Below are 12,940 nucleotides of genomic sequence, written 5' to 3'. Positions count from 1 at the left end.
CGGGCCGCCGTACGGGCGGCCCGACGGGCCGTCAGGTAGCTGCTGACGGGCCACGCCGGCGCCTCCGGGCGTCGATGAGCATCTCCTGGATGTTGACCAGCGGCCGGCCCTCGGAGTCGGTGCTGTGCCGGGTCCAGTTGCCGTCGGCCGACAGGTGCCAGGACGCCGTGGAGTCCGACATCCCGATCTCCAGCAGGCGGCCGATGGTGGCGCGGTGCGTCGGGTCGGCGACCCGGACCAGCGCCTCGATGCGGCGGTCGAGGTTGCGGTGCATCATGTCGGCGCTGCCCAGCCACACCTCGGGATCGCCGGCATTGGCGAACGCGAACACCCGGGAGTGTTCGAGGAACCGGCCGAGGATGCTGCGGACCCGGATGTTCTCCGACAGCCCGACCACCCCGGGCCGTACCGCGCAGATCCCGCGCACCCAGATGTCCACCGGCACGCCGGCCTGCGAGGCACGGTAGAGCGCGTCGATGATCACTTCGTCGACGATCGAGTTGACCTTGATCCGCACATAGGCCGGACGGCCGGCCTTGTGGTGCTCGATCTCCGCCATGATGCGCCGGATCAGCCCGTCGCGCAGGCTGCGCGGCGCGACCAGCAGCCGGTTGTACGCCTCGCGCCGCGAGTAGCCGGACAGCCGGTTGAACAGGTGCGACAGGTCCGCGCCGACCTGCTGGTCGGCGGTGAGCAGCCCCAGGTCCTCGTAGAGCCGGGCGGTCTTGGGGTGGTAGTTGCCGGTGCCGACGTGGCTGTAGCGGCGCAGCGTCTCGCCCTCCTGGCGGACCACCAGCGACAGCTTGCAGTGCGTCTTCAGCCCGACCAGGCCGTAGACGACATGGCAGCCGGCCTCTTCCAGCTTGCGGGCCCACTTGATGTTCGCCTGCTCGTCGAAGCGCGCCTTGAGCTCGACCAGCACCAGCACCTGCTTGCCCGCCTCGGCCGCGTCGATCAGCGCGTCCACGATCGGCGAGTCGCCGGAGGTGCGGTACAGGGTCTGCTTGATGGCCAGCACGTCCGGGTCGGCGGCCGCCTGGTCCAAGAACGCCTGCACGGAGGTGGAGAAGGAGTCGTACGGGTGGTGCAGCAGCACGTCCCGCTCGCGCAGCGCCGCGAAGATGTCCGGCGGTGTCGCCGACTCGACCTCGGCCAGGTCGCGGTGGGTGCCGGCGATGAAGCGCTTGTACTTCAGCTCCGGCCGGTCCAGGCGCGCGATGGCGAACAGCCCGGTCAGATCGAGCGGCCCGGGCAGCGGATAGACCTCGTTGTGCTTCATCTTCAGTTCGTGCACGAGCAGGTCCAGCACCCGGGGGGCGATCGACTCCTCGACCTCCAGCCGGACCGGCGGCCCGAAGCGGCGCCGCATCAGCTCCTTCTCCAACGCCTGGAGCAGGTTCTCCGCGTCGTCCTCCTCGACCTCCAGGTCCTCGTTCCTGGTGACCCGGAACATGTGGTGGTCGAGCACCTCCATCCCCGGGAACAACTCATCGAGGTGGGCGGCGATCACGTCCTCCAGCGGCACGTACCGCTGCGGTCCGGCCTCCAGGAAGCGCGACAGGATCGGCGGCACCTTCACCCGGGCGAAGTGCTCGTGCCCGGAGACCGGGTTGCGGACCACCACGGCGAGGTTCAGCGACAGGCCGGAGATATAGGGGAAGGGGTGCGCCGGGTCCACGGCCAGCGGGGTGAGCACCGGGAAGACCTGCTGCCGGAAGAGCGTGGCCAGCCGGGCCTGCTCCTTCTCGGTGAGATCGCCCCAGCGGATGACGTGGATGCCCTCGTCGGCCAGCTGCGGCGCCACGTCGTTCTGGAAGCAGGCGGCGTGCCGGGCCATCAGCTCGCGGGACCGGGTCAGGATCAGGTCCAGCACATCGCGGGGCTGGAGCCCTGAGGCCGAACGGGTGGCGACACCGGTGGCTATCCGCCGTTTGAGGCCGGCCACCCGGACCATGAAGAACTCGTCCAGGTTGCTGGCGAATATCGCCAGGAAGTTGGCGCGTTCCAGCAGCGGGGTGGAGGGGTCCTCGGCCAGCTCCAGCACGCGCTCGTTGAACGCCAGCCAGCTCTGCTCGCGGTCCAGGAAGCGGCCCTCCGGCAGCTCCTCGTCGTAGTCCTCGCCGGCCGAGGCCAGGTCAGGCAGCTCGGGCTCCAGGCTGGGCACGACACGCGGCCGGAAAGTGCCGTCCAGGGCGGGGTCCCCCTCAACCTGCTGCGGCTGGACAGGGACACTCGGGTGATTCGTCTGGGCCATGGTCTGCGAGCCCTCCTCCGGTTCCGGCACGTCGAACGCTCGACCGGCGGCCTTTCCGAGGCGTCGCTCAGCCGTCGCTCCATTGTCCCGGGTAGCCGAGGGTTTCGGCAGGTCGGGCGGGGGAGTGGGGGGAGGGGCAGCGGGCTGCATCCCGTGATGCTCGCAAGCGCGATTGAATCGCCGGTAACGAGCGCATGGCCGTCAGGCAAGCGCGGTGCTTCCGGCAGGGGCGCCCGGACGCAGCGTGTTCGCGTCCCGCGGCGGTCCGCGGCCGGTTTTCGGGTCGGTGGCGGCGGATTCCGGCCCGGTGGCGGGGCGGTCCGGCCCGGTGCCTCAGTTCTCGGTGCGGTACATCAGGTCCGTCTCGTGCACGGTGAAGCCCATCCGTTCGTAGACCGCGACGGCCGGGCTGTTGTCGGCGTCCACGTAGAGCATCGCGGTGCCGAGCTTCTTGTCGCGGGCCAGATGGCGCAGCCCGATCGAGGTCAGCGCCTTGCCCAGGCCGCTGCCCTGCTCGCTGGGGGCGACCCCGAGGACGTACACCTCGCCCAGTCCCTCGTCGGCGTGCACCTTCGTCCAGTGGAAGCCGGCCAGCGCCGCGCCGCGGTAGGCCAGGAAGAAACCCGCCGGGTCGAACCACGACTCGGCCTCGCGGTCGGCGAGGTCACGCTGGGTGAGGCCGCCCTGTTCGGGGTGGTGGGCGAAGGCGGCGGCGTTGACCGCGAGCCAGGCGGCCTCGTCCTGGCCGGGAACGAAGGTGCGGACCGTGATGCCCTCGGGCAGCCGCGGCTCCGGCAGGCCGGTCAGCTCGGCGTCCATCGGGCGGCGCATCTGGTGCAGCTCGCGGAAGAGCTTCAGATGGAGGACGGCGGCCAGGTGGCGGGCGGCGGGCAGGCCGCCGTGCGCCCACACCCGCAGCCGCTTGCCGGTGGCGGCCATCAGCGCGTCGCCGAGCGCCCGGCCGTGGCCGTGCGAGCGGCGGGCCGGGTGCACGACGAATTCGGCGGCCGGGGCCTCGATCGGGTCGGTGCCGTCGAGCTGGGCGTAGCCGGTCAGCTCCTCCGCCGGCTCGCCGGCCGCATCGTCCGCTGCCTCGCCGGGCGCCTCGCGCGGCGTCCACAGCAGCAGGTGGCGTACGCCGGGGGTGTCGCCGCGCCGCACGTACAGCAGGCCCTGCTCGGAGACCGCGGGCCTGCCGTCGGCGTCGGCGGCCGTCCCGATCAGGTCCAGGACCGCGGCGGCGGCAGCCTGGTTCAGCTCGGACAGGGTTTCGATACGCCGATCGCTCATGCCGAGATCGTACGGCGCGGGTCCGCCGCTTCCACGGCACCCCAGCGGGGAGTCAGCCGCGGTGCCGCCCGTACGGGGGGCGGGCCCGGCCCGCGCCGCGCGGTCGGCTAGGCGGGGACGCTCCCGGTGGTCCCGGTGGTCCCGGTGGTCCCGGTGGTCCCGGTGGTCCCGGTGGGCTCGGCCGGTCCGGCGGCCGGTCCGGCGGCCGGTCCGGCGGCCGGCCGGTGCGGTACCGGGACGATCAGCGCGGACCCGCAGGCGGTGAGCGCGGCCAGCGCGAAGCCGGGCCAGTAGGCGGTGGCCGAGATGAGCGCGGCCATCGCGGGCGGAACGAGGGCGGCGGTCAGATTCTGCCCGGTGTTGTGCACGCCCAGCGCCCGCCCCGACCAGGCCGGGCCGGCGCGCTCGGCGGTGGAGGTGAAGGACAGCCCGTTGGTGCTGGCGGTCAGCGCGATCGCGGCCACCAGCAGGACCGGGGTGAGCGGCGAGGGGAACGCGGTGGTCAGCGCGGCGGCGGCGACCACCGCGGCGGTCAGCAGAGCCAGTTGCCGCATCGGCCGCAGCCGGCTGCCGACCCGGTCCGACCAGCGGCCGACCACGATGCGGGACACGGCGCCCATCCCCTGGGCGACCGCGATCAACTGCCCGGCGTGCACCGGGGACCAGCCGCGGACGTCCACCAGCAGCACCAGCGCGAACGCCCCGGCGGTGAACTGCGGCACCACCAGCAGCGCGGCCGAGCCGTGGATGCGCCACAGCGTGGTGTCCCCGCGGTACGGGTTCGGCGCGGGCTCGGCGCCGGCCGCCGCCTTCGGGCGGGCCGGGTCGGCGGCGAACAGCGCGATCAGCACGGCGATGACCCCGCACAGCACCGCCAGGAAGCCGAACGCCCCGGTCAGCCCGTGTCCGGCGGCCAGCGGCGGCATGGCCAGCGCGGCCAGGCCCATCCCCAGTGGCGTCGAGGTCTGCCGGATCCCCATGGCGAGTCCGCGCTCCCGGGCCGAGAACCACCCCATCACCAGCCGCCCGCTCGCCGAGTACACACTCGCCCCGGCCGCCCCCGCCACCACCAGCAGCCCGCCGAGCGCGACCATCCCGTGCGCCCCCCACGCCGCCCCGGCGAGCGCCCCGCCGGCCCCGCCCAGTCCGAGCGCGATCACCACCCGCTCACCCCACCGGTCCGCCGCGGCCCCCCACAGGTACAGCGCGACCACCAGCCCCACCGTGGGACACGCCACCAGCAGTCCGACCTGGGTCAGCGTCAGGTGCTGCTGCCGGCGCAACTCATCGGCCAGATAAGGGATCCCGTACACGAACGCGCAGGCCGCGGTCTGCGCGGCGGTGCCCAGCGCCAGCATCATCCAGCGTCGCACGACGACGTCACCTCCTCGGGTGGGTGGTACCACCAACTATGGCGGCACATCCGGGGAGTGAGACAGTTCGTTCCGCATTTTGAGACACCCCTGAGACGCACCTTGCGACGCACGCTGAGACGCACAGGCGTGCGGCCGGCGCTCCGGCAGGTAACCCCGTCTTCACTCCCGAATCCCTGCGGCACTACGCGCGTTGACTCTAGGCTGCACAGCGCATGAAGCGCTCTTGACCCGTACTTGACCCGAGGACGCAAGGGGATCCATGTTTCTGGCACGCAGAATCTCGGTGGGTGTGGCCGGCCTGGCGGCGGTCGGTGCCCTGATCGCGGCCTGTCCCGCGCCCGCTCACGGCCATGGCGGCCACGGCGGGCACGGTCGGCCGCCGGCGGACCGGACCGTCGACCTGCAGATGCTCGCCATCAATGACTTCCACGGCAACCTGGAGCCGCCGGCCGGCTCCTCGGGAAGTGTGAACGAGCTGGAGGCGGACGGCAGCGTGCAGGCGGTGCCGGCCGGCGGGGTGGAGTATCTGGCCTCCAGCCTGCGCACCGCCCGCAAGGGGCACGAGCGTTCGCTGACGGTGGCGGCCGGCGACCTGGTGGGCGCGAGCCCGCTGCTGTCCGGGCTGTTCCACGACGAGCCGACCGTCGAGGCGATGAACAGGATCGGCCTGGACGTCACCGGCGTCGGCAACCACGAGTTCGACGAGGGCAAGGCCGAGCTGCTGCGGCTGCAGAACGGCGGCTGCCACCCGGTCGACGGCTGCTACCAGCCCGGAAAGACCTTCCCGGGCGCGGACTACCCGATCCTGTCCGCCAACGTGGTGAACGAGCAGACCGGCCGGCCGCTGCTGCGGCCGTACGTGGTCAAGAACGTCAAGGGCGTGCAGGTCGGCTTCATCGGCGTCACCCTCAAGGGCACCCCGAACATCGTGACCGCGGCGGGAGTGGCGGGCCTGAAGTTCCTGGACGAGGCCGAGACGGTCAACAAGTACACCAAGATCCTCAAGCGGCAGGGCGTCAACGCGGTGGTCGCGCTGATCCACGAGGGCGGCGTCCCGGTCAGCGGCAGCTACAACTACGACTGCGACGCGGGCGGCGCCGGCACCGGCATCTCCGGACCGATCGTGGACATCGCCAAGAAGATCTCACCGGACGTCGACGCCCTGGTCACCGGCCACACGCACAACTCGTACGTGTGCACGATCCCGGACCCGGCCGGCCGGCCCCGGCTGGTCACCAGCGCCTCCTCCTTCGGCCGGCTCTACACCGAGCTGGACATGAAGTACGACGTCCGCACGCACGACATCGTCCGCACCTCGGTCAAGGGCACCAACCACGTCGTGGACCGGGTGCAGCCCAAGGCCGCCGACATGACCGCCCTGATCGCCCGCTGGAACACGCTCGCCGCCCCGGTGGCCGGCCGCACCATCGGCTGGATCAGCGCCGACATCGGCCGCACCGGCAGCCGGGAGACCCCGCTCGGCGACCTGATCGCCGACGCCCAGCTCGCCTACGGCAAGACCCTCGACCCCGGCACGCAACTGGCGCTGATGAATCCCGGCGGCATCCGCACCGATCTGGTGTACCCGTCCACCGGCAGCGAGGGCGACGGCGTCGTCACCTACGCCGAGGGCTTCGCGGTGCAGCCGTTCAGCAACACCGTCAACCTCACCACGCTGACCGGCGCGCAGATCATCGCCGCGCTCCAGCAGCAGGTCAGCGGCGCCAACCTCGCCGCCCCGAAGATCCTGCAGATCTCCGCGGGCCTGACCTACACCCTGGACACCACCAGGACCGGCGCCGACCAGGTGGTGACCGGCTCGGTCGAACTCAACGGCACCCCGATCGACCCCGCCGCCTCCTACCGCGTCGCCGAGAACAACTTCCTGGCCGGCGGCGGCGACGGCTTCACCGCCCTCGGCCAGGGCACGGACCCGCTGGTCGGCGGCGACGACCTGGCGGCCTTCGCGGCCTATCTGACCGCGCACTCCTCCGCGTCGGCGCCGATCGCGCCGCCGGCCGCGGACCGGGTGACCGTCGTCCCGTAACGATCAGCCGGCGAACGGCGGTTCCTCGGGCGGCGCGGTCGGCGCCCCCGGCAGCCGGAGGGTGGCCAGCGTGCCGCCCCCCGGCGCCGGGGTCAGTGCCACCTCGCCGCCCGACTGCTCCACGGTCCGCGCCACGATCGACAGGCCGAGCCCGCTGCCGGGCAGGCTCCGCGCGTCCGGCGACCGCCAGAACCGCTCGAAGACATGCGGCAGCTCCTCGGCCGGAATGCCGGGGCCGTGGTCGCGCACCGTCAGGTGTCCGCTCTGCAGCCGCACCTCGACCTCGCCGCCGGCCGGGCTGAACTTCACCGCGTTGTCCAGCAGGTTCACGATCGCCCGCTCCAGCGAGGCCGCGTCCCCCTGGACGAACCAGGGCCGCAGGTCCGCCACCAGCTTCAGATCGGGCCCGCGCAGCCGAGCCCGTTCCAGCGCCGTCTCCGTCACCTCGTGCAGCGGCACGACATCCAGCGTGCGCACCGCGTCCGGACGGGACAGCTCCTGCAAGTCGCCGATCAGCGAAGCCAGTTCGGTCATCTGCGCCTTCACCGACGCCAGCAGCGCCTTGCGGTCCTCGGGCGGGATCGCCCGCCCGGTCGCCTCGCTGCGCTCCAGCAGCTCGATGTTGGTCCGCAGCGACGTCAGCGGGGTGCGCAGCTCGTGCCCGGCGTCGGCGATCAGCTGCTGCTGCCGGTCCCGGGACGAGGCCAGCGCGGCGGTCATCGCGTTGAAGGACGTACTCAGCCGGGCGATCTCGTCCTCGCCCTGGACCGGGATGCGGACGCTGAGATCCTCGGTCCGGGCGATGTGCTCGACGGTCTGGGTGAGGCTGTCCACCGGCCGCAGCCCGGTCCTGGCGATCACCAGGCCGGCCGACGCGGCGCCCAGCACCCCGACGCCGGTGACGGCGAGCAGCACCCAGGCGAGCCGGTCGAGCGGCCCGGTCACATCGCTCAGCGGCCGGGCGACGGAGACCGCGCCGATCAGCTGGCCGTCCTCCAGCCGCACCTGCTGCGTGTAGACCCGCAGCTTGTGGCCGCCCGCACCGACCGTGTGCAGGACGGCCGAGCCGCCTTTGGCGACCTCGGTGTCCCTCGGCGTGACGGGGATCGTCTCGCGGCCCTGGACCCAGCAGTGCGTACCGTCGGCCAGCACCAGCTGCGCCGAGGTGTTGGTGCTGATGATGAAGTTCGTCGACGGGTCGGCCTGGGTCGGCGGGGAGGAGCGGCATGTCGCGGGGCTGTTGAAGAGGTGGCCGATCTGCTCGGTCGGCACCACGTCCCGCTGCCGCAGCGAGTCGTCGAGCTGGGTGTTGAGCTGGTTGCGGGTGAAGAGCCAGCAGGCCAGCGCCGCGGCCGCCACCGCGACGGCCACCGCCACCGCGGTCAGCAGGGTCAGCCGGGACCGCAGCGGAAGCCTGCGCAGCGGAAACCAGCTCACGAATGCCCGCCGTCGGGCGCCCGCAGCACGTACCCCACGCCCCGCACGGTGTGCACCACTCGCGGCATGTCGCCGGCCTCCGTCTTGCGCCGCAGATACATCACATACACGTCCAGCGAATTGGACGACGGTTCGAAGTCGAAGCCCCACACCGACTTGAGGATCTGCTCCCGGGTGAGCACCTGGCGCGGGTGGGTCAAGAAGAGCTCCAGCAGGGTGTACTCGGTGCGGGTCAGCTCCACCGGCCGCCCGGCCCGGGTCACCTCCCGGGTGGCGGTGTCCATCCGCAGGTCGGCGAAGGCCAGCGCGTGGCCCTGCTCGGTCCCGGCCTGCCCGGCGGCCCCGGCCGCGTAGGAGCTGCGCCGCAGCAGCGCCCGCAGCCGGGCCAGCAGCTCGTCCAGCTCGAACGGCTTGACGAGGTAGTCGTCGCCGCCCGCGTCCAGGCCGGTGACGCGGTCGCCGACGGTGTCCCGGGCGGTGAGCATCAGGATCGGGGTGGTCACCCCGCCGGAGCGCAGCCGCCGGGCCGTGGTCAGCCCGTCCATCCGCGGCATCAGCACATCCAGCACGATCGCGTCCGGCCGGTACGCCTCCGCCTGCTCCAGCGCCGCCATGCCGTCGGCGGCCAGCGCGGTGTCGTAGCCCTCGAAGGCCAGGCTGCGCCGCAGCGCCTCCCGTACGGCGGGCTCGTCGTCCACGATCAGGATGCGGGCGGGGGCCTCGCCGCTCTCGCCGGGGCTCATGGTGTCGGATACCTCGCTGACGGACAGGGGGGAGCTCATTTCTGTGCTGCTCTCAGCCTCGCATGCCCGGGTCAGTTGGTGCCCGTGCCGCCGGCCCGCAGGTGCGCGAGGTCCGAGGTGACGGTGTTGATCGGGATGGCGAAGCCGAGGCCGACACTGCCGGCGCCGGACGAGTCGCCGCTGGAGGAGTCGGAGGAGGAGAACATCGCCGAGTTCAGCCCGATGATCTGGCCGCTCATATTGATCAGCGCGCCACCGGAGTTGCCCGGGTTGAGCGACGCGTCGGTCTGGATCGCCTTGTACGTGGTGGTGGAGCTGCCGGTGTCGCCGTTGTACTGGTTGCCGCCGAAGGAGAACGGCCAGCGCCCGCTGCCGCCACCGCTGCCGTCGTCACCGCCGCCGCCGAACTGCTGCTGGTCCTGGCCCTGGCCGTCCTCCACCGGGACGGTCACATCGCGGTTGAGCGCCGAGACGATGCCGCTGGTCACCGTGCCGGCCAGGCCGTCGGGGGAGCCGATGGCCACCACCTGGTCGCCGACCACCAGACCGGCGGAGTTGCCCAGCGTCGCGGCGGGCAGTCCGCTGGCGCCCTGCACCTTGATCAGCGCCAGGTCCTTCTGCGGGTCGGTGCCGACCACCGAGGCACTGGCGGTCCGCCCGTTGCTGTACACCACGGACACATTGTCGGAGCCCGCGATGACGTGGTTGTTGGTGACGATCTGGCCGTCGGCGGTGATGATCACGCCGGCGCCGGTGGACTTGCCGGAGTTGGAGGTCGCGTTGATCTCCACCACGCTGGGGCTGACCGCCTTGGCCACCCCGGACACGCTGCCGTCGATCGCGCTGGCGTTGATCGCCGCGGTCGTGGCGGCGGCGGTGTCGTGGTGGTCGGTCGAGTGCCCGATCAGGGCGCCCGCGCCGCCGCCGATCACACCGGCCGCGAGCGCCACCGCCGCGAACAGTGCGAACGGCTTTCCGCTGCGGCGCCGGCGGTGCGCGGTGTGGTCGCCGGTCAGCTGGTCGCCGGGCAGCTGGTCGCCGGGCAGCTGGTCACCGGGCGCGGGGGACGCGTAGCCGGGGGTCGCGTACGTCGGGGGAGCGTAGGAGGGGGGCGGGGGGAAACCGTGGCCCACGCCCTCGTCGGCGGCGGGGGCCGCCTCCGGGGGAGTCTGCGGGCCGAAATAGAGCGGTGCCTGCGGGTCGTCGTGCGGGTCCTGGGGTTCGCCGCTGTAGCGGTTGCTCTCGGTCATGACAAAAACTCTGCGCCCGCTTCATGAGAGTCGCCTGAGCGCACGCTGAGAAGCCCGACAGAAGTGGGTATGCCCCATGTAAGGAAGATCGCCCCGGACCTGGGGCGCCGGGGATCTCAGCGCGGGTGGCACCCGCAGGAGCCGCGTACGACCAATTGGGACGGGAAGGTCCGCAGCCGCTCGCGGCGGGCCCCCGGCACCCGCAGCGAGTCGTCCAGCACCGCGTCCACCGCCGCCCTGGCCATCGCCTGGCGGTCCGAGGCGACCGTGGTCAGCGGCGGGTCGGCCAGCCCGGCCTCCTTGACGTCGTCGAAGCCGGCCACCGCCAGCTCGCCCGGTACGTCGATCCGCAGCTCGCGCGCCGCCCGCAGCACCCCGATGGCCTGGTCGTCGGTCGCGCAGAAGATGGCCGGCGGCCGGTCCGGGCCGGCCAGCAGTCCGAGCGCCACCTGGTAGGCGTCGTAGCGGTTGTACGGCGCGTGGAAGAGGCGGCCCTCGGTGGAGCGGCCGGCCTCCTCCATCGCGCGCCGCCAGCCGACCACGTGGTCGGTGACCGGGTCGCCGGTGACCGGGGTGACCTCGATGCCGCCGAGGCAGGCCACATAGGGATGGCCGTGCTCCAGCAGGTGGCGGGTGGCCAGTTGGGCGCCGCCGATGTCGTCGATGACCACCGCGATGTCGTCGATCGCCTCGGGGCGCTCGTGCAGCAGCACCACCCGCGCGTCCCAGGCGTCGATCTCGGCGGCGGCGTTCTGGCTGGGGCCCTGGCTGATCAGGATCAGCCCGGACACCCGCATGCCGAGGAACGCCCGCAGATAGTGCACCTCGCGCTCGTCGAGGTAGTCGGAGTTGCCGACCAGCACCATTTTTCCGCGCTCGGAGGCGGCCTGCTCGACGGCGTGCGCCATCTCCGCGAAGAACGGCTGCCGGGCGTCCGGCACGATCAGCCCGATGAGGTCGGTGCGGCGGCTGGCCATCGCCTGGGCCACGCGGTCCGGGCGATAGCCGAGCTGCTTGATGGCCGCGAGCACCCGCTCGCGGGTGGCCGGGGCAACCGGCCGGGGTCCGTTGTTGATGACGTAGCTGACGACCGCCGTGGAGGTCCCCGCCAGCCTGGCCACATCGTCGCGCGTCACCTTGGGCACGGCGCGAAGTCTACGCGTGTCTATCCGACCGTCACACTGATCTTCATACGGTCTGTTCAGCGGATGTGCGACCGTCGTGCTGGCCGCCGAGCCCGCCGTCGGGGCCGGTGCCGGGGCCGGTGCCGCCGTTCGCCGGCCGGCCCGCGGTGAACGCGCCGCCGCGGCCCTGCGCCGCTTCGCTGCGCGCCGCTTCCTCCGCCGCGCGCTCGACCTTCTCCGGCGTCACGAACCGGTAGCCGACATTGCGCACGGTGCCGATCAGCGACTCGTGCTCCACGCCGAGCTTGGCCCGCAGCCGCCGTACGTGCACGTCCACGGTCCGGGTGCCGCCGAAGTAGTCGTAGCCCCAGACCTCCTGAAGCAGCTGGGCGCGGGTGAAGACCCGGCCCGGGTGCTGGGCCAGGTACTTCAGCAGCTCGAACTCCTTGAAGGTCAGGTCGAGTACCCGGCCCTTGAGCTTCGCGCTGTACGTGGCCTCGTCCACCGACAGGTCGCCGTTGCGGATCTCCATCGGGCTGTCGTCCGTGGTGATCTGCTGGCGGCCCATGGCCAGCCGCAGCCGCGCCTCGACCTCCGCCGGGCCGGCCGTGTCCAGCAGTACGTCGTCGATTCCCCAGTCCGCGGTGACCGCGGCGAGTCCGCCCTCGGTGACCACCAGCAGCAGCGGGCAGCCCGGGCCGGTGGAGCGGAGCAGCTGGCACAGACTGCGCACCTGCGGCAGGTCGCGCCGGCCGTCGATCAGGATCACGTCGGCGCCGGGGGTGTCCACCAGGGCCGGGCCCTCGGCGGGTGCCACCCGCACGCTGTGCAGCAGCAGGCCGAGCGCGGGCAGCACTTCGGTGGAGGGTTGAAGGGCATTGGTCAGCAGCAGGAGTGAACTCACCGGGCGCTCCCGTCGATCGTCGTCCGGACATGACACGTCGTGGGGCGTTCCGCGCGCGCAGCGGCCGGAACTGCCGAGTAGAGCTGGCCGAACTGGTAGAGCTGGCTCAAAACTGAACCCTCCTCGGTCCCCGCGAGGACGATGTGCCGCGTGCTGGAAAGCACGAAAGGACCCGGGGGCGACATTGCCCAGGTCCTCTTGCACGGAAGAATAGCCGACATGGACAGCCAGGCCGAGACCAAAGACAAACGTCCGCGTGTTTTTCCGCTCACTTCGAGTGGTCGGCGCGTGGTCCTGTTGACGTCGGACGGGGTGTCCATCGAGGCGGAGCATCTGCCGATGCGGGTGCCCGAGCAGGAGGTTTCCGGCCGCCCCGGGCGGCTGGCGATCGTGGTCGCACACGGCTTCACCGGCGCGCTGGAGCGGCCCGCGGTCCGCCGGGCGGCCGAGCAGCTCAGCGCCTACGGGGGCGTGGCTGACCTTCTCCTTCCGCGGCCACGGCGCGTCCGGCGGCC

9 protein-coding genes and 1 pseudogene are annotated in these 12,940 nt (G+C 72.3%); 2 read left to right on the top strand and 8 right to left on the bottom strand.

All coding sequences use genetic code 11. The annotated features are described in order from the left end of the window. Window positions 1-31: 31 nt before the first annotated feature. The 3 genes from GA0115240_RS22205 to GA0115240_RS22195 all read right to left on the bottom strand — a co-directional run bounded on the left by GA0115240_RS22205 (window position 32) and on the right by GA0115240_RS22195 (window position 4,917). Window positions 32-2,254, bottom strand: a complete 2,223-nt coding sequence (locus tag GA0115240_RS22205; protein ID WP_093738904.1) for an RNA degradosome polyphosphate kinase — start codon at window positions 2,252-2,254, stop codon at window positions 32-34. A gap of 333 nt (window positions 2,255-2,587) precedes the next feature. After that, window positions 2,588-3,544 (bottom strand): mycothiol synthase, encoded by a 957-nt coding sequence (gene mshD, locus GA0115240_RS22200; RefSeq protein ID WP_093738898.1) that lies wholly within the window; start codon window positions 3,542-3,544, stop codon window positions 2,588-2,590. Window positions 3,545-3,651: 107 nt separating this feature from the next. Continuing rightward, window positions 3,652-4,917 (bottom strand): MFS transporter, encoded by a 1,266-nt coding sequence (locus GA0115240_RS22195; protein WP_305112963.1) that lies wholly within the window; start codon window positions 4,915-4,917, stop codon window positions 3,652-3,654. A 262-nt stretch (window positions 4,918-5,179) separates the two neighbouring features. On the opposite strand from GA0115240_RS22195, the gene GA0115240_RS22190 reads away from it, so the two are divergent. Beyond that, window positions 5,180-6,967 (top strand): bifunctional metallophosphatase/5'-nucleotidase, encoded by a 1,788-nt coding sequence (locus GA0115240_RS22190; protein WP_093738896.1) that lies wholly within the window; start codon window positions 5,180-5,182, stop codon window positions 6,965-6,967. 3 nt (window positions 6,968-6,970) lie between these two features. Here GA0115240_RS22190 and GA0115240_RS22185 read toward each other — a convergent pair whose 3' ends face one another. The 5 genes from GA0115240_RS22185 to GA0115240_RS22165 form a co-directional block, all read right to left on the bottom strand. Next, entirely contained in the window at window positions 6,971-8,404 is a 1,434-nt protein-coding gene (locus tag GA0115240_RS22185) for a sensor histidine kinase (protein ID WP_093738894.1), read from the bottom strand. Next, window positions 8,401-9,147, bottom strand: coding sequence for a response regulator transcription factor (locus GA0115240_RS22180; protein ID WP_093738900.1), 747 nt, complete (start codon window positions 9,145-9,147; stop codon window positions 8,401-8,403). The genes GA0115240_RS22185 and GA0115240_RS22180 overlap by 4 nt, the downstream gene beginning before the upstream one ends. 71 nt (window positions 9,148-9,218) lie before the next feature. Then, window positions 9,219-10,397: a S1C family serine protease gene (locus GA0115240_RS22175; protein ID WP_093738892.1), complete on the bottom strand. Its 1,179-nt coding sequence runs from the start codon at window positions 10,395-10,397 to the stop codon at window positions 9,219-9,221. A gap of 116 nt (window positions 10,398-10,513) precedes the next feature. Then, window positions 10,514-11,542 (bottom strand): LacI family DNA-binding transcriptional regulator, encoded by a 1,029-nt coding sequence (locus tag GA0115240_RS22170; protein ID WP_093738890.1) that lies wholly within the window; start codon window positions 11,540-11,542, stop codon window positions 10,514-10,516. 43 nt (window positions 11,543-11,585) lie between these two features. Further along, window positions 11,586-12,425: a response regulator transcription factor gene (locus tag GA0115240_RS22165; protein WP_176725139.1), complete on the bottom strand. Its 840-nt coding sequence runs from the start codon at window positions 12,423-12,425 to the stop codon at window positions 11,586-11,588. Between the two features lie 219 nt (window positions 12,426-12,644). Here GA0115240_RS22165 and GA0115240_RS38490 point away from each other — a divergent pair. Further along, a pseudogene (locus tag GA0115240_RS38490) lies at window positions 12,645-12,940 on the top strand (hypothetical protein); the annotation flags it as partial.

The sequence above is a fragment of the Streptomyces sp. DvalAA-14 genome (assembly GCF_900091855.1).
In the GTDB taxonomy this organism is placed as follows: domain Bacteria; phylum Actinomycetota; class Actinomycetes; order Streptomycetales; family Streptomycetaceae; genus Actinacidiphila.
This window is presented reverse-complemented; position numbering and strand designations above follow the sequence as displayed.